Genomic DNA, 23,122 nt, shown 5'->3' with positions numbered 1-23,122 from the left:
AACATTTTGAAGTGTTGGGTTTTAATTTTATATTACAAATATTTTAAAATTTCCGACTTTAATCGGTCGTATTCTCCTTGAAGAATTAAGCCGTTGTCTAATAATTTTTTATAATTCTGAAGTTTGGCAAACAATTCGTCTTGCGTTAAATGCGCCAAGCCTTTTTCTTCTGAAATAGGCGCTTCTACTTCTGTATCACGAATTACATCGTTTGGCGTTGGCATGATTTCAGCATAAAGTGTTACTTCTTCTGTTGGAATTTCCTCAACTTCGGCTTCTTGCACAGGAGTTTCAATTGGAGCTTCTGTTTTAACTTCTTCTACAATTGGAGCGGTTACTTTAGGATTTTTCAACAAATCCAATTGCTCTTTAGCGTAAGTATATAATTTTCGGGCTTGATTCTTTGGTAAATAATCAACCGTATGTGTTAAATCAGAATTGGTTGTAAAGGTAAAATCAGCACCTAAAATTCCTTCTTTTACAAACGAACCTGCGATATCATCCCAATCGTAATCAATGAATTCCATTGATAATCCTAAGTTTTTTGGCTTACATAAAATGATACGTTTGTTCGTTACCACAATGCTATCTGGAAAAATAGTTACCGCTGGTTTTTTCTGAACCGCAATATAGCCTACTTCTTCGTTAGACATTAAAAGATTCTCCAATTTAGCCGTGATTTTCTCAATAGCTTTTGGATCTTGATCTTCGTTTAGTATTTTTTTTAAGTTATCTATCATGATAGTTACTTTAAATTTTCTTTTTTAATAGCACAAAAGTAATGCCTAATTTTCTAATTCTTGGATTTCTTGTTGGACTTTTTTCGTTAAACTTTTGAAAACAAGTTCGTAGGAATGATTAATCAATTCGCTCATCATTTTATCGGAAACATCACCATGAAAACGAACCGTATTCCAATGTACTTTACTCATGTGATAGCCAGGTTCAATGGCTTCATATTCCGCTCGAAGTTCTAAAGCGCGTTCTGGATCACATTTTAAATTTAACGATGGTGTTCCTTTTTCCCATTCGGATAATGAAGTTAGGCAAAACATTTTTCCGCCTACTTTAAACACCAAAGTATCTTCATCAAAAGGAAAATGTTCGGTGACGCCTTTTTTAGACTGGCAGAATTCGTATAGTTGTTGGATATTCATTTTATGTTTTTTTTAAATGAATTGACCAAAAGTTAAAAGTGTTCCATTAGGATCAATAATTGAAAACTCTATTTGATTCCAAGGTTTTTTATCTAATGTTCCATTTGGATGTATAGCAATCCCTTTTTCTATTATCGTATTGTAAAATAATTCTATCTCTGCATTCACTCTCAAATAAATCATAAAATCTGATTTTTTAGGTTCCAAATCCTCATATGAAAAAAAATGAAGTTCAGTTTGCTCAAAATTTAAAATAAGATACTCGCCATAATCAGCATCTAAGTGAAATCCTATTTTTTGATAAAAATCTATTGTTTGTTGTTTATCAATGAAAGGCAATTTAGGAATAATAGCAACTATCATATTTTTAAAACATTTTGTACAGAACTGGTTTACTTGGACTAGCATCATTTTCAAACGAAGCGAATTGTAAATTCAATAGATAACTTCCGTCTTTTACATCTTCATTAACGTAAATCATTTCGGTAATTGTACAATTAAAACGAGCATCTTTATTGACTTGGTTTACGTCTTTTACATTCCAAAATGCTTTATGAGCTAATAATTTTCCTTCGTCGTGTTCTTTATCAACACTTGGTAAATCGATTAACAAATGCTGAATCCCTTTTTCTCTAATGAAAATTGCCGCAGCTTCTTCCAAATAAGGCGGATTTGTATTGGAATAATTCAAATGCTTTTTGCTTTCTGAATTTGGCAATGTTCTAATGATGATAGCTTCTGGTGAATTTTCTCCCAAAGCAAGTTCAATTTGTTCTTTCGTAATAATTAAATCTTCTCCAACCCTTTTTGATTCGACCGAAATCAATTCCGCAGTAAAGAAAAACTGCTTTAAACATTGATTTATTGAATAAAAATCGCGTGTAATATGTCCTAAACACTCGGTATGCGTGCCATGTGCGTGCGGATTGAAGAAGATATTATTGAAATTCGTAGATGATTTTCCTTCCGAAACTTTCCCAATCCAATCGCCCATTGTTACAGGTTCAATTTCGGGTAAATTTTGATACCAAGCAATTGGATTTTGTTCGTCGTTGGTCAATGGAATAGAAATATCAAGAGGTTTTGATAAGTCGATTTGTAGTGTTAAATTATTCTTAGTGATTGTTGTTTTCAAAGCAACTATTGATTAAATTTACAATGATATTCAGATTTTAAAGATAATCAAAATGAAGAAATATTTTATCATCTTATTGCTTTTGTCTAATGTTTGTTTATTTGCCCAAATGAAAACAGACACCATTCAACCGATTTTACAACCTATTAAAATCGATATGAATTTGAATACAAACAAACATTTTTTTACGTTTAATCAACTAAACTTCTATACTAAAAACGATTTTTCTATTTTTAATAGAACTACGATGATGAATGATAATTTTTCAGTTTACAAAGGTCATTACGAATTCAAAAATTCTGTTTTTATTCCAGAAAACATGGTGTTTAATTCCAAAATTGACTCGTTCAATCCAAGTGGTACAGATGAATTTGGAAGCGCACTGCTAATGGGTGTTTTGAATTTGGCAGAACAATTATTTCAATCGAAATAGAATTATAAATTCAGCAGAAACAAATCACTTGCAATTCCATCACTCAAAAACTTTCCTTTTTTAGTGGTTCGTAAAATGTTATCATCCACAAACAAAAAATGATCTTCTATAAATTTTGAAGCTTGTTGGTTCAAATAATCCAAATAGGTTTTCCCAAATTCTTGTTCGATTCGCTCTAATGAAACGCCCCAAATCGTTCGTAAACCTGTCATAATATATTCGTTGTAGCGGTCGGTTTTGGTTAACGTTTCAATTTCAATTGGTAGTTTATTTTCTTGAATGGATTTTATATAAAGCGAATTATTTGAAACATTCCAACCTCGATTTTTTCCATCATAACTATGCGCTGAAGGACCAATTCCGATGTATTTTTTACCTAACCAATAACTGGAATTGTTTTTGGAGAAATAGTTCTCTTTTCCAAAATTCGATAACTCGTAGTGAATGAATCCGTTTTCCGAAAGTTTGTCAACCAAAATTTGAAAATGTTCTTGTGCTACTTCATCATCAGGTTGTGGAATAATTCCTTTTTGAATGAACGAATGCAAAGCGGTTTTAGGTTCGACCGTTAAAGCATAACTCGAAATATGCGGCACACCAAAAGACAAAGCCGTTTCGATGTTTTGCAACCATTTTTCATTACTCATGTTTGGAACTCCGTAAATCAAATCGATGGAAATATTATCAAAATATTGTGTTGCCGTTTCCAAACATTTTTTAGCTTCTTCAGCATTGTGAGCACGATTCATCATCTTCAAATCGTCTTCAAAAAAGGATTGAATTCCGATAGATAAACGGTTGACTTTGTTTTTTGAGAGTTCAATTATTCGATTCTCTGTTAAATCATCAGGATTGGCTTCAACTGTAATTTCTGGATTTTCGACTACTTTATAATTTCGATATACTTCATCAATCAAAAATCTTAAATCTTCAATCGATAATATCGAAGGCGTTCCGCCACCAAAATAAATGGTTTCTACAATCTCATCTTGAAACTCGTTTTTACGCAATTGAATTTCTTTAGCCAATGCCAAAACCATCTCATCTTTCTTCTTTAAATTAGTAGAAAAATGAAAATCGCAATAGTGACAAGCTTGCTTGCAAAAAGGGATATGGATGTAGATTCCTGACATTTTATTAGTGTTCAGTCGCAGTCGCAGTTTGCAGTGCTGAGACTGAAAACTGCGACTGAAAACTATTTTTTTACTCTATCTTCATTCTGTTTTACAAAAGCATCCCAACCCGAATAACTTTTCCCAACTTCCACTCTTCCCGAATTGAAAAAATGACAAACCGCTGCTGCCAAACCATCGGTTGAATCGAGGTTTTTTGGTAATTCTTTTAAACCTAATAATTGTTGGAGCATTTTGGCAACTTGCTCTTTGCTGGCATTTCCGTTTCCTGTAATCGCCATTTTAATTTTTTTAGGCTCGTATTCTGTGATAGGAATATCTCTAGAAAGTCCGGCTGCCATGGCAACACCTTGTGCTCTTCCTAATTTCAGCATCGACTGCACGTTTTTTCCAAAGAAAGGGGCTTCGATGGCAATTTCATCTGGATTGTGTGTATCGATTAATTCGATAGTTCGTTCAAAAATGACTTTTAATTTCTGATAATGATTGTCGTATTTGGATAAAATAAGTTCGTTCAACTGCAGAAATTCCATTTTCTTGTTGACTACTTTAATCAATCCAAAACCCATAATCGTCGTTCCTGGGTCAATTCCTAATATGATGCGTTCGTTTGCCAATTATTTTGTTTCAAGTTTCAAGTTTCAAGTTCAAAGTTTTCGTTTCTTTGCAACATGATTTCAATTCCTCACAAAGCTAAGCAATTCCTTGTTTTTACCATCAAACTTTTGATTGTAATTGGTGCGTTTTATTTTATTTACAACCAAATCGCTAGTAATTCAAAGTTAGAGTGGAGTAAATTCCAGACTTTGGTTTTGGAAAAAACTTCAATAGTTACTATCATATTCATTTTATTGTTTAGTGTTGCGAATCGCTATTTCGAAATTTTAAAATGGCAGAATTTAGTTGATTTCATCAAACCTATTTCCGTTGGTGAGGCAAGCAAACAAGTTTTAGGCGCTTTAACTGCTGGGATTTTCACACCAAATGGTTTAGGAGAATATGCCGGAAAAGCCATGTTTTTCAAAAAAGAACAAACTAAAAAAGTGGTATTTTTAAATTTGATTTGCAACGGAATTCAAATGATTTTGACCATTATTTTCGGAACTATTGGATTGATTTTAATTGGGTATTGGAAATGGGCGTTAGCGATAATTGGAATGGCAATCGTGTTATTTTTCGCTTCAATTCTTTCGAAAAATATCACCATAAAAGGGTATTCCATTCAGAAATTGCTTCACAAAATCAACGAAATTCCGAAGAAAATTCACCGTAAGAATATTTTATTGGGAGTTTGTCGTTACTTGGTTTTTTCACATCAATATTATGTGTTGTTTTTGGTTTTCGATGTCGATTTACCTTATCTAACATTGATTAATTCAATTGCTGCGGTTTATTTTTTAGCCTCTTCGTTACCAAGTTTTCAATTTTTAGATTTCGCCGTAAAAGGAAGTGTGGCGATGTTTTTCTTCGGAAAATATGGTGTTAACGAATGGATTGTAATTTTCATTAGTACGTTAATGTGGTTTTTAAACGTAGTTTTACCTGTGGTAATTGGAAGTTATTACGTAATGCGATTTAAGTTGAATGACAAAAAAGCATAATCCATTTTTTTTGTGCAAAAACGAAGTTTTCTTTGTCTTCTCAATATTTTTTTACACTTTTACTATGTTTCTATGTGTTTTAAAATTTAACACATTGATATTCTTTTAATTATGTTAGAACTAATTCTCGGAACTGTTTTTCTCATTTACATCCTATTTATTGGGCAACTGATTTATGGATTTAATCGAATGAAACGCTTTTCGAGAAAGGAATTCACTCCAAAAACCTCCTTTACCATTGTGGTTCCGTTCCGAAATGAAAAAGAAAATCTTCCGAATTTATTGCATTCGATTTCTTTGTTGAATTATCCGAAAGAATTAGTGGAAGTGATTTTAGTGGATGATGACTCTAAAGAAGTGTTCAGTGTTCAGTGTTCAGTGTTCAGTTTGAAAGTAATTAAGAACATTCGTAAATCAAATTCACCCAAGAAAGATGCGATTGAAACCGCGATTCAAGTTGCCAAAAACGATTGGATTATTACTACCGATGCCGATTGTTTGGTTCAGAAAAATTGGTTAATAGCTTTCGATCAATATATTCAGGAAAATGAAGTTGAAATGTTAGCTTCTGGTGTTTGTTATATTCCTAAAAGTGGTTTTTTATCGGCTTTTCAGAATTTAGATTTCTTGAGTTTACAAGGTGCTACTATTGGAAGTTTTGGAATCAATCAACCTTTTATGTGTAATGGTGCAAATTTTGCCTATTCCAAAGCGTTTTTCAAAGAATTAAATGGATTCCAAGGAAATGAAACGATTGCCAGCGGAGACGATGTTTTTCTATTGCAGAAAGCAGTATTATCGGCTCCAATAAAAGTTGGATTTTTGTTGGCTAAAGAAAGTATTGTCGCTACAAAACCTGTAGAGAATTGGACTGAATTATTTCAACAACGGGTTCGCTGGGCTTCGAAAAGTACGGGATATTCTTCTTTTTACGGTAAGTTATTAGCGCTTGTGGTTTTTGGCGGGAATTTGGTTTGGATAGTGAGTTTTTTACTCTGGTTGACAAGTGTATTAGACCAAAATATTTTCATGCTTTTTGTCGCTTTGAAATTCCTAATCGATTTTATATTGATTTACAAAACCGCTAATTTCTTCGAATCGAAATTGCAGTTTGTATTAGCGAGTAGTTTGTTGTATCCTTTTTTTAATGTATCGGTGGCCGTGTATTCGTTATTTGGCAACTATTCTTGGAAAGGGAGAACATTTAGTAAATAAATAGCTCGCAAAGACGATTTATTTGGAACGCGGATGAGACGGATAAAACTGATTTTTACAGATTTTTTTAACCGCAAACTTGTCATGCTGAAAGCATCTCTTTTATGTTAAAAATTAAATTTTTGAGTTTGATTTTTGAACTTGTACTTGAATTTGCTCTTGATTTTGCCCTTGCTTACTTCTCCATTTTTATAATCACTGGAAGCACAAATTGTGTTTTTACCTTTACACCTCTTTTAATTGCGGGTTCTACTTTAGGGAAATCGGATAATCTTGAAGTTAAAATACTATCAATTTTTGTTTTGTCTACTAAAGCTGTGCTGTCATTTGGATATAGGGTTTCAAATTCCAAGCTCGAATCGGGATTTACGGTAATTTTTACGTTTATAGTATCGATTTCTGGATATTCAATACGCAAAGTATCGATACCTATTCGTTGTTGAATGGTTTGTGCTAAATAATCAAAGAAGCATTGTTTTTTAACTTCTGCATCTTTTATCGTATCACATTGCAAAACTGATGGAAATTCATCGACTTCGTCCCAATTGATTTTTTTTAATTCTTGTTCTAGCAATTCTTTCTCATTAGGAACTTCTTTTTCAAAGTACTGACAAGAATGAAATGTCAAAAGCAAAAAAAGCAGCTGAATTATTTTTTTCATATTACTCTTGCATCTGAAAGTTTATAGGTATTGCATACATAATATTTATCGGCTTCCCATCGCAAGTAGCTGGAATAGCTGTTGGTAATGATTTAATAATACGAATAGCTTCTTCTTCCAAAATCAATCCGTTTTTTGGACCATTAGCTTCTTTTATTTGCGGATTCCCTTCTTTATCAATAATAAAATGCACCATAACTCTTCCTTGTAGTTCATGATCCATTGCAAATTCAGGATATCTAAACTTGTTATAGATATGCTTTCTTATATAATCTGTAAAAGTAATTTTTTCTTCAAAACCTGTTGTTGGATTTTTTCTAATGTAATAAGGCGATTCTTGATTACTACAATTTGTAAATCCGTCAACGTCTTTTTTGATATTATCAGCTAGTTTTGACTTCTCAATAGAATCGGCTTGCTTTTTTTTCTGTTTTGCAATTTTACTTTCTTCAACACGAACTAAATAAGCATCCCATTCTTTCTTCCTTTGTTCGTCAATTTCTTTTTTTACTCTTGCCAATTCTTTCAAACGATCTTGAGTTGACATTGTTTTGTCTTGAGCAACAGCAATATTAACCACAAAAAAAGAAATAAAAAGTAAAAAAACAAATCGCATAAAATCAATAAATTATAATTGTATGAAACAAAGTTATAAATTTGTTAGACAATAACTAAAATCTTATGGAATACTTTTTACTGATTCTGGGTTTGCTTTTAATGATAGTTGGAATTATTGGAAGCTTACTTCCTGCTTTACCAGGTCCGCCTATTAGTTGGGTTGGCATTTTGATGCTTTATTTATGTCCAGGAATGGAAACCAATTATTGGTTACTTGGCATTACTTTAGTTATTGCAGTCGTGATTGGGATTTTAGACTATGTAATTCCTGCACAAGGCACAAAATATTTCGGCGGAAGTAAATATGGGATTTGGGGAACGAATATAGGTTTAGTTATTGGTTTGTTCTTTCCTCCTTTCGGATTTTTAATTGGACCTTTCTTAGGTGCGTTAATAGGCGAACTCATTTACAACTCAAACGAAGGAAAGCGGGCTTTTAAAGCAGCCACAGGATCGTTTTTAGGTTTCTTAGCAGGAACGTTTATTAAGTTTTTAGTGAGTTTGCTTTTTTTAGGAGTATTCTTTGTTGTGGTTTGGCAAAATAGAGCAGTTTGGTTTTGATAAAAATCAAAAAAGCTCTGCATAAATGCAAAGCTTTCCATTGGTCTAACTACTAAACCTTTTGGTACTTTCGTACCTAAACAACACAACTATTTTAAATATTTTAAGAGGGCAAAAAAGCCTTTCTTTTACGAAAGGCTTCCTCTTTACTGGCGGTCTGGACGGGACTCGAACCCGCGACCCCATGCGTGACAGGCATGTATTCTAACCAACTGAACTACCAAACCAGTGCTTGATTGCGAGTGCAAATATACTACGCTTTTTCATTCCTGCAAACATTTTTGCAAAAAAAAACAAACTTTTTTCAGTGTTTTCAGTCAAACTTTTGTTTTTCAACCAAATAGGTTAGTAAAATTTTTTCAAAATTTTCACCTACAGAAACGGGTACATAGCGAATTTGATACTGCATACACGTTGCTTCTATCGTTTTGAAATATTCTTGTATCACTTTTTGATACGATTCTTGCGTATTTTCGGCAAATAAATTGATTTCTTCTCCCGATTCTACATCAATAAACTTACGAGGCGTGTTATCAAAACTGAAATTTAACTCGGTTTTTTCATCATATACATGAAAAACTACCACTTTATGTTTATTGTGCTTTAAATGCTGAAGTGCTTTAAATATTTTGTCGTTATCTTCATTTTGGAACATATCAGTAAACAAAATCACCATAGAACGACGATGAATATTTTCAGCTATTTGATGCAAAAAAGTTACGGTATCCGTTTTCCGAGCAGTTTTGTTTTGTGATAAAACTTCTTCTAGCTTATTTAAAATCATGCGATGATGGCGCTCGCTTCCTTTTTCAGGTGAATAATATTCATACGTATCCGAATAAACGCTCAATCCAACCGCATCACGTTGCTTTTTAAGCAAATTCATCAAAACCGCAGAAGCCAATACCGAAAACCCGATTTTACTCTGATAAAACGGCTGATTTTCCTTTAATTTCGGATAATGCATCGAAGAAGAATTATCTAAAATCAAATGGCAACGCAAATTGGTTTCTTCTTCGTAGCGTTTGGTGTATAATCTATCGGTTTTAGCGTATAATTTCCAATCGATATGCTTGGTGCTTTCTCCTGGATTGTAAATTTTATGCTCAGCAAACTCTGCCGAAAATCCATGAAAAGGCGATTTGTGCATACCCGAAATAAAACCTTCGACAATTTGGTTAGCCAAAAGTTCTAAATGCTCAAAACTAGAGATTTTTTCTATTTGCTGTTCTAAATTCATATCGTAAAGATAGAAAAAGATTTTAAATTTTGGAACGCAGATAAAACGGATTCGCTAAAGCGAAACGCAGATAAAACTAATTTTCTTAAGTGAATTCTAAAAAGTGAAATACCTAAACTTTCAAAAAAAATTGTGCTATAAAAACAAAAAAGGCCCAACTTTCGTTGAGCCTTGAATTTCTTTTTCAAATATTATAGTAATGCGTCAATTGCATCTGTATACGTTTTCTTTGGAGCAACACCTACTTGTCTTCCAACCACTTCTCCGTTTTGGAATACTAAAACTGTTGGAATATTTCTTACTCCGTATTTTGCAGCAAATTCTTGATTTGCGTCAACATCTACTTTTCCTACTACTGCTTTTCCTTCATACTCAGTAGAAATTTCGTCGATAACTGGACCAACCATTCTACATGGACCACACCAAGCTGCCCAAAAATCTACTACTACTGGTTTGTCTGATTTTAATACCACTTCGTCAAAAGTAGCATCTGTTATTGCTAATGCCATATTATTTCTTTTTAGTTTTATACTTATTTGAATTGCAAATTTAGGAATTAATTACGAACGAAAGCATCTTTTAAAATTAGTTTTGATTATACCTACATTGCAATAGCTTATACTTTAATTCAGTTTAAAATTTACTTGCATGCGTTCCAATTCTTGAAGCAATTCGGATGAAATCTTAACTTTCAATTTTCGGCTTGGCATCGAAAGTTTTGTTTTTACGATGATTTCTTCTTTTTCAACTGGAACTTCAATATTCATTTCCATTTCTTCATTAGAATCTTCCGAAATTTCTTCTTCTATATCTACAGGAGTTGAAACTGGAATATCTTCCACAATTCGCTTTATTCGTTCCAATTCCATTACTTCAAACGTTACTGAATTATCGCCTTTATTTTCAGAAAAAATTCGATTTAATTCGGTTATCACATGTTCTTTTACATCTTTAATTGGGAACATTAAAATCAATTTCTTAGCAAATGTAGGCAATACATCAGCCAACATTTTAGCATCTAAAAACTGAATTCTTGGATCGGATTTTTTACCCGTTTCGCGATTTACCCAACCTTCTTTCACATTGATTTTAAAATACACAAACTGATTTTGCAGCAAGAAATGACGGTATTTTAAATATTCTTCATCAAAAATTCGGAATTCATAACTTTCGTCATAACCTTCTAACACAAAGGTTGCCCAGCCTTTTCCGTTTTTAGCCGTTCTGTGCTGCACATTAGTAACAATTCCTCCAAAAGAAAGATTTTTACCTAAATGTTGCTCCAAATTTTTAAGCGATTCCAATTTAGCCGTACAAAAATATTTCATCTCAAATTTATAATCATCCAAAGGATGTCCAGAAATATAAATTCCAACTACTTCTTTTTCTTTGGCTAATTTTTCCATTGTGCTCCATTCTTCACATGGCGGCACTTGTGGTTCGGCAATTTGCACTTCCGAAGCATCACCAAACAAGCTTACTTGCGATGAATTTTCGTTTTCTTGGAATTTCGAACCATAACGAATCGCCTTTTCTAAGAACGTAATTCCGTCGCCATCATGATGAAAATATTGTGCACGATGAGTTTCGGAAAAACCATCAAAACCGCCTGCTAATGCTAAATTTTCAAATGCTTTTTTGTTGGCCGCACGCAAATCAATTCGTTTGGCTAAATCAAAGATGGATTTATAATTTCCATCTTTTCTATTCTCCACAATAGTTTGAACCGCTCCGGCTCCAACGCCTTTAATCGCTCCCATTCCGAAACGAACGGCGTAGTTTTCATTAACCGTAAATTTATAGTACGATTCATTTACATCTGGACCTAAAACAGCTAATCCCATGCGTTTACATTCTTCCATAAAGAACGATACTTGTTTGATATCGTTCATATTATTCGAAAGCACCGCAGCCATATATTCCGCAGGATAATGTGCTTTTAAATACGCTGTTTGATAGGCAATCCAAGCATAACAAGTCGAGTGCGATTTATTGAAGGCATAACTCGCAAATGCTTCCCAGTCGGTCCAAATTTTATCTAATTTTTGCTCGTCATGACCATTGGCTTTTGCTTGATCGATGAACTTAGATTTCATTTTATCCAAGACATCTTTCTGCTTTTTACCCATCGCTTTACGAAGTACGTCGGCATCACCTTTAGAGAAATTCGCTAATTTTTGCGACAAAAGCATCACCTGCTCTTGATAAACGGTAATTCCGTAGGTTTCTCCTAAATATTCTTCGCAAGCATCTAAATCGTAGGTGATAGGTTCTTCGCCATTTTTTCTACGAACGAAAGAAGGAATGTATTCCAATGGCCCTGGACGATATAATGCATTCATGGCAATTAAATCGGCAAAAACTGTTGGTTTTAAGTCCTTCATGTATTTTTGCATTCCAGGCGATTCGTATTGGAAAACCCCAACCGTTTCACCTCTTTGGAATAACTCGTATGTTTTAGTATCGTCAATTGGAAATTCGTCAGGATTCAAATCGATTCCTAAACGGTATTTTACCAATTTCACCGTGTCTTTAATTAAGGTTAGGGTTTTTAATCCCAAGAAGTCCATCTTCAACAAACCAGCACTTTCCGCTACCGAGTTATCAAATTGGGTTACATATAAATCGGAATCTTTTGCTGTGGTTACGGGAACGAAATTCGTAATATCATCTGGTGTAATAATCACACCACAAGCGTGAATTCCGGTATTTCGCATCGAACCTTCTAACACTTTCGCTTGTTGAATAGTTTCTCCTGCTAAATCTTCTGAATTCGCAATTTCGATTAATTCTTTTACTCGGTCAAATTCTTCCGAACGTAATGCTTTTTTGACTTCGGATTCGTCTTCGGCTAAGAATCTTGCTAAATTCCATTTTGATGGCATCATACCTGGAATTAGTTTCGCAATTCTATCAGCTTCAAAAAGTGGTAAATCTAGTACACGAGCGGTATCTCGAATCGCAGACTTCGTAGCCATTTTACCATAGGTAATAATTTGCGCCACCTGATTAGAACCGTATTTATTGATTACATAATCCATAACGCGACCACGACCTTCATCATCAAAATCGATATCAATATCGGGCATGGAAACACGGTCGGGATTTAAGAAACGCTCAAAAAGCAAATCATATTTAATTGGGTCGATGTTCGTAATTCCTAAACAATACGCTACAGCAGAACCTGCAGCCGAACCACGACCTGGCCCAACGGAAACATCCATTTTTCTGGCTTCGGCGATAAAATCTTGTACAATTAAGAAATAACCTGGATAACCTGAATTGGAAATCGTAAGTAACTCAAAATCTAAACGTTCTTGAATATCTGGTGTGATTTCGCCATAGCGTTTTTTAGCGCCTTCCATGGTGAGATGTTTCAAATACGCATTTTCACCACGAACTCCACCATCTAATTTGTCTTCCTCTACTTCAAATTCATCAGGAATTTTAAATTTTGGAAGTAATACATCTCTATATAAAGAATAGGGTTCTGTTTTATCGATAATTTCTTGAATATTGATAATCGCTTCGGGTAAATCGGCAAAAAGTTGCTTCATTTCGTCACCCGATTTGAAATAATATTCTTGATTTGGTAATCCATAACGATAACCACGTCCGCGACCAATTGGTGTTGCTTGTTTTTCACCATCTTTTACACACAATAAAATATCGTGTGCATTGGCATCTTCTTTATTAACGTAATACGTATTGTTTGTCGCAATTAACTTTACATTGTGCTTTTTTGCGAAAGTTATCAAAGTTTGGTTAACGCGATTTTCGTCTTCTTGTTTGTGACGCATTAATTCCAAATAAAAATCGGAACCAAATTGGTCTTTCCACCAAATTAAAGCTTCTTCGGCTTGACTTTCTCCGACATTTAGAATTTTACTTGGAATTTCACCGTATAAATTTCCAGACAGCACGATGATGTCTTCTTTGTATTGCTCCACAATTTTTCTATCGATACGAGGAACGTAATAGAAACCATCAGTGTAAGCAATCGAAGACATTTTGGCTAAATTATGATAGCCTTTTTTATTTTTTGCCAATAAAACCACTTGATAACCGTTGTCTTTTTTGGTCTTGTCTTTATGGTCGTCACATATATTGAACTCGCAACCTACAATGGGTTTAATTACAGTTTCTGTTGGTTCTTCTCCGTTTTCGACTAATTCTTTGTTTTTAGCTTCAGCTGCTTTGTTGTGATTTAAAACGGCACTTACAAAATGAAACGCACCCATCATATTACCAGTATCGGTCATAGCAACCGCTGGCATTTTAAATTTTGCCGAAGCTTTTACTAAATCATTAATTGCAATAGTCGATTGTAACACCGAAAACTGCGTGTGATTGTGCAAATGAGCAAAAGCAGCGTCTTTTAAATCCGATTTTACCTCTTCTGAAATCGTAGTTTGAACTTCCTCTTGTTCGATTTTTTTCAAACGCGCTCTAATTTCGTCAGAAGCTTGTTTCAGATTGATATGTTTTAATCCGATTAACTGGATTTCGCCTAGATTTTTTTCTCGGAAACTTCTGAAATATTCTGGCGTTACATCTAACTCTTCTTTGGTAAAAACTTCTCTTTTAATTAACTCAAGAAAACAACGTGTTGTTGCTTCCACATCGGCAGTTGCATTATGTGCTTCTGCAAAAGGTTGATTGAAAAGATATTGATGTAATTCTGTTAACGTTGGTAATTTGAATCTTCCACCTCGACCGCCTGGTAATTTTAATAAGTTAGCGGTGATTTCAGTACAGGTATCCAAAACCGGCATTTTAGTCATATCGGAACCGATGTTCATACGATGGAATTCGCATCCCATGATATTAACGTCAAACCCAACATTTTGACCTACTATGAATTTTGCTTTTGAAAGTGCGATGTTGAATTTTTCTAAAACTTCAGATAACAAAATCCCTTGCTCCATTGCTAACTCGGTAGAAATACCATGAATTCGCTCAGCATCATAAGGAATATTAAAACCTTCGGGCTTAACCAAATAATCTTGATGCTCTATAAGATTACCCATTTCGTCGTGTAATTGCCATGCTATTTGTATACAACGAGGCCAGTTATCGGTATCGGTAATGGGTGCCGACCAACTGCGAGGTAATCCTGTGGTTTCTGTATCGAAAATTAAGTACATCTATCTGATAATTAAGCTTTAGAAAAATTTAAAAGCTGATTTTGAATAAAAACAAAAATACATTTTAAGTTATTGAATGCCAATTTAAGTTATCAACAAAACAAAAAACCATCTGAATTGCTCCAGATGGTTTTACTATTTTTAAATTGTTTTTTAGAATGTTGAAAGTGGAATCTTATAAAATACACCTTCTGAAAAAGTAATTACTTCACCATTTTCATTAACTGCATTAAATTTATACGTTCCAGTAAACAATCCGTTTTCAACTTCTTCAATTTCGATTTCACCATTACTTTGTTGAATATTGATAATTCTAAAAGATGCCATATTGTTTCCTCCCACAATTGTAACAACATCTCCAGGCGTGTAACCAATACCTCTCGCTACAACAGTAATTGCCGTTACAGTGCCATTTGTTGTTTGGGTAGCTACTCTTAATCCAGATCCAGTTCCTCCAGTTGTTTGAGCACCAGCAGAAGCTTGATAACCTGTACCTCTATTAATCATTCCTGAAACCTTAAACGCAGGTCCAGTGTACAAGCCTGTATCGTAATAATCTTCAAAACCATCAATTTCATTAGAATAAGAAGCAAAGTTATCTTGATTAGTTGTTCCTAAAACATAAACTCCAGGATCTGTACTTGACGTTTCTAAAGTTACCGTCTCGTATAGATTATAGGCAGTAATTATCATTCTACCATCCTCATCAACACTAACTCTTGCATCACTTGCTCTCCAGTAAACATCATTTTGTTTGGCTTGAAAAGCTGGATTATTAGTTTGAAGATCCTCTTGACACGAAGAAAAAGCAACAACAAGCGCAAACAAAGAAACTATTTTTTTCATCTTAAATTAAGTTCGTTATAATATGTAGGTAACAAAAATAACTTTTTTATTGAAATAAAAACATTTTATCGAAAAAAATATTTTCAGACAACTTATGGATTTGTATTGCAAAGTTTTATATATTTGCACCCTTAAATAACCGAGGTCGAGAACCTCAAATTAATCACAAGATTATGTCAGTAAAAATTAGATTACAAAGACACGGAAAAAAAGGGAAACCTTTTTATTGGGTTGTTGCAGCAGATGCAAGATCAAAAAGAGATGGTAAATTCTTAGAGAAAATCGGAACTTACAATCCAAACACTAACCCTGCAACTATCGATTTAAACATCGAAAAAGCTGCACAATGGTTACACAATGGTGCTCAGCCAACTGACACTGCAAGAGCAATTTTATCTTACACAGGTGCTTTATTAAAACACCACTTAGATGGAGGAGTTCGTAAAGGTGCTTTAACTCAAGAACAAGCTGATGCTAAATTAGCTACTTGGTTAGAAGAAAAAGCTGGTAAAGTTGATGCTAAGAAATCAGGTTTATCTAAAGCTGAAGCTGATGCAAAAGCAAAAGCTTTAAAAGCTGAACAAGAAGCAAACGCAAAACGTATTGCTGCTCAAGCTGAGGCTGCAAAAGCTGCTGAAGCTACAGAAGAAGTTGCTGAAGAAGTAGTTGAGGCTGCTGCTGAAGAAGCTCCTGCTGTTGAAGAAAACAACGAAGAAACTCAAGCATAATTTTATAGCGATTCCATGCGTAAAGAAGATTGTTTCTATTTAGGTAAAATCGCAAAAAAATTTAGTTTCAAAGGGGAAGTATTGGCGTATTTAGACACCGATGAACCCGAATTGTATCAAAATTTGGAATCAGTTTTTGTTGAAATCAACAAAAGTCTGGTTCCATTTTTTATTGAAAGCAGTTCGCTTCACAAAGAAAAATTCTTACGTATTCGTTTTGAAGACATTCAAACAGAAGCAGAAGCAGACGAAATCATGGGAAGCGAAATCTATCTTCCACTTTCTATGCTACCCAAATTAGAAGGCACTCAGTTTTATTACCACGAAGTAATTGGATTTGATGTAATCGACTTAATGAGAGGAAACATTGGAAAAATTACTGCAATTAATGATAGTGGCGCTCAACCACTTTTTGAAATCGATAAAAACGGAACTGAAATCTTAATTCCGCTTATTGATGATTTCATTATTGCTCTTGACAGAGAAAACAAAACCATTACTTTAGAAACTCCTGAAGGTTTGGTTGATTTATATCTTGGATAATTCCAATGACTTTCAAATTCAAACAATTTTTCGTTAATCAAGATCGTTGTGCTATGAAAATTGGCACAGATGGCGTTTTGCTTGGCGCTTGGTCTCCATTAATCAATAATCCTTACAATGTTTTAGATATTGGTGCCGGAACTGGAATTTTGTCCTTAATGTTAGCCCAAAGAAGCAAAGCTGAACAAATCGACGCGATTGAAATTGATGAAGACGCTTACGAACAATGTGTCGAAAATTTTGAAGCGTCGCCTTGGGGTGATAAATTATTTTGTTTTCATGCCGGTTTGGATGAATTTGTGGACGAACCTGAAGATGAGTATGATTTAATCATTTCCAATCCGCCTTTTTACACCGATTCAGTTATTATTCCTTATAAAGAAGAAGAGCGTTTTGTTGCTATGTGTAAAGAATTGGATTTATTTCCACTAAAAATTACTCGTGTAAAAGGCACACCAACATCAGAAATTAAAAGAAGTTTATTGGCTTTTTGCCGAATAGAACAAACTCCTTTAATTGATGAATTAATCATTGAAATTTCCAGACATAATTATACTTCGGAATACATCGAATTGACGAAAGAGTTTTATTTGAAGATGTAACCCTAGCCCAGATAGTAGCGGCATCTCCCGATAGCTATCGGGAATAGAGCGGATAGCTGGAAAAAGCTTCTTATAAAATTATAACACTTGTTCGTTGATTTGTTAAAAATCTTTACTTACTTTTGTGACTTTCAAATCAAAAACTATGAGACCAGACTTATTTCAATCTCCAGATTATTATTTATTAGACGAATTATTATCTGACGAACATAAAATGGTACGTGATGCTGCACGTGCTTGGGTAAAAAAAGAAGTATCTCCAATTATTGAAGAATACGCACAAAGAGCAGAATTTCCACATCAAATCGTAAAAGGTTTAGGAGAAATTGGTGGATTTGGTCCATATATTCCAGTAGAATATGGTGGTGCTGGATTAGATCAAATTTCTTATGGATTAATCATGCAAGAAATTGAAAGAGGAGATTCGGGTGTACGTTCGACTTCTTCGGTTCAATCTTCATTGGTGATGTATCCAATTTGGAAATACGGAAACGAAGAACAAAGAATGAAATATTTACCAAAATTAGCCACTGGAGAATTCATTGGTTGTTTTGGTTTAACAGAGCCAGATTACGGTTCAAATCCAGGTGGAATGGTAACTAATTTTAAAGATATGGGCGATCATTATCTTTTAAATGGTGCTAAAATGTGGATTTCGAATGCACCTTTTGCTGATATTGCTGTAGTTTGGGCTAAAAACGAAGAAGGAAGAATTCACGGATTAATCGTGGAAAGAGGAATGGAAGGTTTTTCAACTCCTGAAACACACAATAAATGGTCGTTAAGAGCTTCTGCAACTGGAGAGCTTATTTTTGACAACGTAAAAGTTCCGAAAGAAAACTTATTACCAAACAAATCTGGATTAGGAGCGCCACTAGGCTGTTTAGATTCGGCACGTTATGGAATTGCTTGGGGAGCGATTGGAGCAGCAATGGATTGTTATGATACTGCTTTGCGTTATTCAAAAGAAAGAATTCAATTTGACAAACCAATTGGAGCTACGCAATTACAACAAAAGAAATTAGCTGAAATGATTACTGAAATCACGAAAGCGCAATTATTAACTTGGAGATTAGGTGTTTTACGTAACGAAGGAAAAGCTACAACAGCTCAAATTTCGATGGCAAAAAGAAACAATGTTGACATGGCGTTAACTATTGCTCGTGATGCACGTCAAATGCTTGGTGGAATGGGAATTACAGGTGAATATTCTATCATGAGACATATGATGAATTTAGAATCTGTAGTGACTTACGAAGGAACTCACGACATTCACTTGTTAATTACAGGTATGGATGTTACAGGTTTCCCTGCATTCAAATAATTAAACAATAGATAAAATTGATACAAAATGCTTCTCTTTTTAGGGAAGCATTTTTACATTTGTAGTGTACGGATTCAAAACCAAATGAAGTTAGAATTTCGTATATAAATTAAAAATTGCCTTATGAATATTCAAACCATAAACCAATCGATTCAAAATCATAAAGAACAATTACTAAACCATTCGTTGTATAATAAAGTAAAAACGATTGACGATTTACATTGTTTCTTAGAAAACCACATTTATGCGGTTTGGGATTTTATGTCGTTACTAAAAGCCTTACAGAATAAATTAACTTGCACTACAACGCCTTGGTTACCTATTGGAAATCCAGAAATTCGTTATTTGATTAATGAAATTGTTGTAGCTGAAGAAACTGATTTAACATTGGATGGCGCGCGTCAAAGTCATTTTGAAATGTATTTGGATGCTATGACGCAATGTGGCGCTTCTACTACTCAAATCAATGCGTTTTTGAAGAATGTGGAAGAAACGAAAAACATTTTTGTATCGATTAAACAAAGTGATTTACATCCGAATGTGAAAGCATTTTTAGATTTTACTTTCCGTGTGATTGAACAAGGAAAACCTCATGAAATTGCGGCGGCTTTTACTTTTGGAAGAGAAGATCTGATTCCGAATATGTTTACTGAAATCTTGAAAAACTTTCAGCAAAACTTCCCAGAAACTGATTTATCTAAACTAATTTACTATTTCGAAAGACATATTGAATTAGACGCTGATGAGCACGGTCCAATGGCAATGCAAATGATTGCAGAACTTTGCGGTGATTCTGAACAAAAATGGAAAGAAGTACAAGAAGTTTCGGTTTTAGCTTTGGAAAAAAGAATCGGACTTTGGAATGCCATTGAAGAGCAAGTGGAACACAAGCATGAATTAGTATAAAAGCAAAAGCGAGAATTTCTTCTCGCTTTTTTTATTGTTCTGGTGCTATTTCAATTTCTAAACCTTCTAAATCTTCTGTGATTGGAATTTGGCAGCCAAGTCGTGAATTATCCTTAACATGATAGGCTTCCCAAAGCATGGCTTCTTCATCTGGATTACGTTCTAAAGACACTACATCGTTTAAAACATAACACTGACAAGATGCACACATGGCCATTCCACCACAAACACCAACGGTTCCTTCTTCAGCTAATTCATAGGAACGAATTAACTCCATGATGTTCATATTCATGTCGGTTGGCGCTAACACTTCGTGTTTAACTCCGTTTCTGTCGGTTATGAAAATGGTTACGTCTTGTGGCATTTTTAGTTTCAGGTTTCAAGTTTCAGGTTTCAGGTTCGTTTAACATGAAACCTGAAACTTGAAACAAAATTTTATTTAATCAATCGATTTTACAACAGCTTTTTCAGCTTCTTTTCTTGTTCCATCAAAACCATCTACTCCAGAAACGGTGGTATATTTCAACACGTAACGTTTTCCTGGATTGATTCTGTTGTATACACTTTGGCACATTAAAGTTGCTTCGTGGAAACCACATAAAATCAACTTTAGTTTTCCTGGATAGATGTTTACGTCACCGATAGCGTAAATTCCGTCGATATTGGTTTGATAATCTAAAGCGTTATTTACTTTGATAGCATTCTTTTCGATTTCTAATCCCCAGTTGGCAATTGGTCCTAATTTTGGCGTTAATCCGAAAAGTGGAATAAAATAATCACATTCTGCTTTCATTCTGGCACCGTTAACTTCAATGTCAACAGCGGTAATTCTTTCACTACCATTAAACCCAACAACTTCAGCTGGTGTAACTAATTTAATTTTTCCAGCGTTCTTTAATTCTTGTACTTTTTCAACCGAATCTAAAGCACCACGAAATTCGTTTCTTCTGTGAACTAAAGTCACGGAATTTGCTACATTCGATAAGAAAATACTCCAATCTAAAGCAGAGTCACCTCCACCTGCGATAACGATGTTTTTTCCACGATATTTTTCTGGATCTTTTACAAAGTAATCTACTCCACGATCTTCTTTTTCGTAGAATTCGATATCTTTTAAAATTGGTTTTCTTGGTTCGAAAGTTCCTAAACCACCTGCAATAGCAATTGCTTTTGCTTGGTGTTTTGTACCTTCGTTAGTGGTTACTATAAAAGTTCCGTCTTCTAATTTTTCAATAGTTTCAGCGGTTTCTCCCAAGGTAAATCCAGGTTGAAACTGTTTAATTTGTTCCATTAAATTCGTTACCAAGTCTCCAGCTAAAACGGAAGGATAACCTGGAATATCGAAGATAGGTTTTTTAGGATACAATTCTGCTAATTGCCCGCCAGGTTGTGGCAAGGCATCAATGATATGACATTTAAGTTGTAAAAGTCCGGCTTCGAAAACAGCGAAAAGTCCCGTAGGACCAGCACCGATTATAAGAATATCTGTTTGAATCATTTTTTTAATTTTGAAAGTAGCAAAGTAACAAACTCGTAAAGTGTAGAAATATGATTTATATCATACTATTGCTTTACTAGGCAATATTTTCTACAGTTTCAATTTGAGGGACATACTTTTTAATTGTAGTTTCTACACCAGCTTTCATCGTACTGATACTTAAACTACAATTGGTACATGCACCTTCTAAACGAACTTTAACATGTTTGTCTTCAATAATTTCTACTAATGAGATGTTGCCACCATCCGAATTCAAAAACGGACGAATTTCATCTAATGCTTTTTCAACATTCTCCTTTATTTCTAATGTAGTCATATTTTTTTAGTTTTCAGTCGCAGTTTTCAGTCGCAGTAAACAGCTTAAACTGTAAACTGAGACTGTAAACTGAATACTATTTTTTTACAGCAGAACAACCTGCCATTGTTGTTATTTTGATAGCTTCTGTAGGTGGTAATGTTTCGTTACGATTTACCGTTTCTTGCACTACATTTCTTGTAATATTCTCGAAAACACCCTCTAAAACTGAAGCCGTTTGCAATGCCGCTGGACGACCATAGTCACCTGCTTCACGAATACTTTGTACTAATGGTACTTCTCCTAAAAGAGGTACTTGTAAATCTTCTGCTAAGTTTTTAGCACCTTCTTTACCAAAGATATAATATTTATTTTCAGGAAGTTCTTCTGGAGTGAAATACGCCATATTTTCGATAATTCCTAAAACAGGAACATTAATCGATTCTGACATAAACATCGAAACTCCTTTTTTAGCATCAGCTAGAGCAACTGCTTGAGGTGTACTTACCACAACGGCTCCAGTAATTGGCAACGATTGCATAATTGATAAGTGAATATCGCCTGTTCCTGGTGGTAAATCGATTAACATGAAATCTAATTCGCCCCAGTTGGCATCAAAAATCATTTGGTTTAGAGCTTTAGCAGCCATTGGACCTCTCCAAATAACCGCTTGGTCTGGTTTTGTGAAAAATCCGATAGACAAAATTTCTACACCGTAACTTGAAACGGGTTGCATTTTTGATTTGCCATCCACCTCAACCGAAATAGGTTTTGAGTTTTCAACATCAAACATGATTGGCATCGAAGGTCCGTAGATATCCGCATCTAAAACACCAACTTTGAATCCCATTTTAGATAGAGTTACAGCAAGATTTGCAGTAATCGTAGATTTTCCTACACCACCTTTTCCTGAAGCAACTGCGATAATATTTGAAATTCCAGGAATTTGTTTCCCACGAATTAAATTTGGATTTTCTGGTTTTTCTGGTGCTTCTACTTTGATATTTACTTTTACTTTGGCTTTTTCGTATACTTTTTCGTGGATTACTTTGATGATATCTACTTCAGCACGTTTTTTAATATGCAAAGCAGGCGTTGATAAAAGTAAATCAACTACTACTTCATCTCCAAAAGTGATTACGTTTTGAACTGCACCACTTTCCACCATATTTTTTCCTTCACCTGCAATTGAAATGGTTTCTAATGCAGCTAAAATTTCTTTTCTATCTAGTTTCATTTTTTCGAGTTTTTAATAAATCAGTTTAAAACAGAACAACTTACGTTTTTATTCAGACTGATTTTAGATTGCAAAGATAATAAGAAGTTTAGGAGTTTAAAAGTTTAAAAGTTTAAAGTTTTTATAATTTGATAGTTAGAATCTATGATTAAATAAAAAAGCAACCTTTCATTAAAAGATTGCTTTCTTAAACTAATTGAAAAAAATTTATTAATACTGTAAGAATAAGTTGAAATTGATAT

At 34.1% G+C, this 23,122-nt stretch carries 25 protein-coding genes and 1 tRNA gene; 9 read left to right on the top strand and 17 right to left on the bottom strand.

Going from position 1 to position 23,122, the window contains the following annotated elements; all coding sequences use genetic code 11:
- Positions 1-32 precede the first annotated feature (32 nt).
- From L6Q46_RS02610 to L6Q46_RS02595, 4 genes are read right to left on the bottom strand one after another with little or no spacing between them, the layout of a single operon-like run.
- Positions 33-740 (bottom strand): PH domain-containing protein, encoded by a 708-nt coding sequence (locus L6Q46_RS02610; protein ID WP_291282982.1) that lies wholly within the window; start codon positions 738-740, stop codon positions 33-35.
- Positions 741-785: 45 nt separating this feature from the next.
- Positions 786-1,157 carry an MmcQ/YjbR family DNA-binding protein gene (locus L6Q46_RS02605; protein ID WP_291282981.1) on the bottom strand — a complete coding sequence of 124 codons (372 nt, stop codon included), beginning with the start codon at positions 1,155-1,157 and terminating at the stop codon, positions 786-788.
- Positions 1,158-1,169: 12 nt separating this feature from the next.
- A complete protein-coding gene (locus L6Q46_RS02600; RefSeq protein WP_291282980.1) occupies positions 1,170-1,520 on the bottom strand; it encodes a VOC family protein in 351 nt (116 codons plus the stop codon).
- 4 nt (positions 1,521-1,524) lie between these two features.
- Positions 1,525-2,292 carry a cyclase family protein gene (locus L6Q46_RS02595; RefSeq protein ID WP_291282979.1) on the bottom strand — a complete coding sequence of 256 codons (768 nt, stop codon included), beginning with the start codon at positions 2,290-2,292 and terminating at the stop codon, positions 1,525-1,527.
- Between the two features lie 52 nt (positions 2,293-2,344).
- Between L6Q46_RS02595 and L6Q46_RS02590 the strand changes: the two genes are divergently transcribed.
- Positions 2,345-2,725, top strand: coding sequence for a hypothetical protein (locus L6Q46_RS02590; RefSeq protein WP_291282978.1), 381 nt, complete (start codon positions 2,345-2,347; stop codon positions 2,723-2,725).
- Between the two features lie 2 nt (positions 2,726-2,727).
- Here L6Q46_RS02590 and hemW read toward each other — a convergent pair whose 3' ends face one another.
- Together hemW and ruvC are read right to left on the bottom strand one after the other, a co-directional pair.
- Positions 2,728-3,858, bottom strand: coding sequence for a radical SAM family heme chaperone HemW (gene hemW / locus L6Q46_RS02585; RefSeq protein ID WP_291282977.1), 1,131 nt, complete (start codon positions 3,856-3,858; stop codon positions 2,728-2,730).
- Positions 3,859-3,920: 62 nt separating this feature from the next.
- Positions 3,921-4,475: a crossover junction endodeoxyribonuclease RuvC gene (gene ruvC, locus L6Q46_RS02580; protein ID WP_291282976.1), complete on the bottom strand. Its 555-nt coding sequence runs from the start codon at positions 4,473-4,475 to the stop codon at positions 3,921-3,923.
- Between the two features lie 54 nt (positions 4,476-4,529).
- Here ruvC and L6Q46_RS02575 point away from each other — a divergent pair, with 54 nt between their 5' ends.
- Together L6Q46_RS02575 and L6Q46_RS02570 are read left to right on the top strand one after the other, a co-directional pair.
- Positions 4,530-5,459: a hypothetical protein gene (locus L6Q46_RS02575; RefSeq protein WP_291282975.1), complete on the top strand. Its 930-nt coding sequence runs from the start codon at positions 4,530-4,532 to the stop codon at positions 5,457-5,459.
- Positions 5,460-5,570: 111 nt separating this feature from the next.
- A complete protein-coding gene (locus L6Q46_RS02570; protein WP_291282974.1) occupies positions 5,571-6,674 on the top strand; it encodes a glycosyltransferase in 1,104 nt (367 codons plus the stop codon).
- A 175-nt stretch (positions 6,675-6,849) separates the two neighbouring features.
- On the opposite strand, the gene L6Q46_RS02565 is transcribed toward L6Q46_RS02570, so the two are convergent.
- Positions 6,850-7,335, bottom strand: coding sequence for a hypothetical protein (locus tag L6Q46_RS02565; protein WP_291282973.1), 486 nt, complete (start codon positions 7,333-7,335; stop codon positions 6,850-6,852).
- Between the two features lies 1 nt (position 7,336).
- Positions 7,337-7,882, bottom strand: coding sequence for an energy transducer TonB (locus tag L6Q46_RS02560; protein ID WP_291282972.1), 546 nt, complete (start codon positions 7,880-7,882; stop codon positions 7,337-7,339).
- A 134-nt stretch (positions 7,883-8,016) separates the two neighbouring features.
- On the opposite strand from L6Q46_RS02560, the gene L6Q46_RS02555 reads away from it, so the two are divergent.
- Positions 8,017-8,514, top strand: a complete 498-nt coding sequence (locus tag L6Q46_RS02555; RefSeq protein WP_291282971.1) for a DUF456 domain-containing protein — start codon at positions 8,017-8,019, stop codon at positions 8,512-8,514.
- 150 nt (positions 8,515-8,664) lie between these two features.
- Here L6Q46_RS02555 and L6Q46_RS02550 read toward each other — a convergent pair.
- The 5 genes from L6Q46_RS02550 to L6Q46_RS02530 form a co-directional block, all read right to left on the bottom strand.
- Positions 8,665-8,741 (bottom strand) — tRNA-Asp (locus tag L6Q46_RS02550).
- A gap of 86 nt (positions 8,742-8,827) precedes the next feature.
- Positions 8,828-9,754: a DUF58 domain-containing protein gene (locus L6Q46_RS02545; protein WP_291282970.1), complete on the bottom strand. Its 927-nt coding sequence runs from the start codon at positions 9,752-9,754 to the stop codon at positions 8,828-8,830.
- A gap of 191 nt (positions 9,755-9,945) precedes the next feature.
- Positions 9,946-10,263: a thioredoxin gene (gene trxA, locus L6Q46_RS02540; protein ID WP_073581080.1), complete on the bottom strand. Its 318-nt coding sequence runs from the start codon at positions 10,261-10,263 to the stop codon at positions 9,946-9,948.
- Between the two features lie 114 nt (positions 10,264-10,377).
- Entirely contained in the window at positions 10,378-14,901 is a 4,524-nt protein-coding gene (gene dnaE, locus L6Q46_RS02535) for a DNA polymerase III subunit alpha (RefSeq protein ID WP_291282969.1), read from the bottom strand.
- Positions 14,902-15,054: 153 nt separating this feature from the next.
- Positions 15,055-15,747: a DUF6252 family protein gene (locus L6Q46_RS02530; RefSeq protein WP_291282968.1), complete on the bottom strand. Its 693-nt coding sequence runs from the start codon at positions 15,745-15,747 to the stop codon at positions 15,055-15,057.
- Positions 15,748-15,920: 173 nt separating this feature from the next.
- Here L6Q46_RS02530 and L6Q46_RS02525 point away from each other — a divergent pair, with 173 nt between their 5' ends.
- The 5 genes from L6Q46_RS02525 (at position 15,921) to L6Q46_RS02505 (ending at position 19,850) form a co-directional block, all read left to right on the top strand.
- Positions 15,921-16,475 (top strand): 30S ribosomal protein S16, encoded by a 555-nt coding sequence (locus L6Q46_RS02525; RefSeq protein WP_291282967.1) that lies wholly within the window; start codon positions 15,921-15,923, stop codon positions 16,473-16,475.
- 15 nt (positions 16,476-16,490) lie between these two features.
- Entirely contained in the window at positions 16,491-17,018 is a 528-nt protein-coding gene (gene rimM, locus L6Q46_RS02520; RefSeq protein WP_291282966.1) for a ribosome maturation factor RimM, read from the top strand.
- A 53-nt stretch (positions 17,019-17,071) separates the two neighbouring features.
- Positions 17,072-17,620 carry a methyltransferase gene (locus L6Q46_RS02515; RefSeq protein ID WP_291282965.1) on the top strand — a complete coding sequence of 183 codons (549 nt, stop codon included), beginning with the start codon at positions 17,072-17,074 and terminating at the stop codon, positions 17,618-17,620.
- 145 nt (positions 17,621-17,765) lie between these two features.
- Positions 17,766-18,944: an acyl-CoA dehydrogenase family protein gene (locus L6Q46_RS02510; RefSeq protein WP_291282964.1), complete on the top strand. Its 1,179-nt coding sequence runs from the start codon at positions 17,766-17,768 to the stop codon at positions 18,942-18,944.
- A 123-nt stretch (positions 18,945-19,067) separates the two neighbouring features.
- Positions 19,068-19,850 (top strand): DUF3050 domain-containing protein, encoded by a 783-nt coding sequence (locus L6Q46_RS02505; RefSeq protein ID WP_291282963.1) that lies wholly within the window; start codon positions 19,068-19,070, stop codon positions 19,848-19,850.
- A 31-nt stretch (positions 19,851-19,881) separates the two neighbouring features.
- On the opposite strand, the gene L6Q46_RS02500 is transcribed toward L6Q46_RS02505, so the two are convergent.
- The 4 genes from L6Q46_RS02500 to L6Q46_RS02485 all read right to left on the bottom strand — a co-directional run bounded on the left by L6Q46_RS02500 (position 19,882) and on the right by L6Q46_RS02485 (position 22,880).
- Complete coding sequence (locus tag L6Q46_RS02500; protein WP_111566234.1) at positions 19,882-20,214, bottom strand: 2Fe-2S iron-sulfur cluster-binding protein; 333 nt, start codon at positions 20,212-20,214, stop codon at positions 19,882-19,884.
- A 75-nt stretch (positions 20,215-20,289) separates the two neighbouring features.
- Complete coding sequence (locus L6Q46_RS02495; protein WP_291265055.1) at positions 20,290-21,348, bottom strand: NAD(P)/FAD-dependent oxidoreductase; 1,059 nt, start codon at positions 21,346-21,348, stop codon at positions 20,290-20,292.
- Positions 21,349-21,424: 76 nt separating this feature from the next.
- Positions 21,425-21,664, bottom strand: coding sequence for a NifU family protein (locus tag L6Q46_RS02490; protein WP_026724438.1), 240 nt, complete (start codon positions 21,662-21,664; stop codon positions 21,425-21,427).
- Positions 21,665-21,740: 76 nt separating this feature from the next.
- A complete protein-coding gene (locus tag L6Q46_RS02485; RefSeq protein WP_111566237.1) occupies positions 21,741-22,880 on the bottom strand; it encodes an Mrp/NBP35 family ATP-binding protein in 1,140 nt (379 codons plus the stop codon).
- Between the last annotated feature and the right edge of the window lie 242 nt (positions 22,881-23,122).

This window comes from Flavobacterium sp. (assembly GCF_023151265.1).
Classification (GTDB): Bacteria; Bacteroidota; Bacteroidia; order Flavobacteriales; family Flavobacteriaceae; genus Flavobacterium.
The sequence above is the reverse complement of the archived record's forward strand: the minus strand, read 5'-3'. Positions and strand labels throughout refer to the sequence as shown.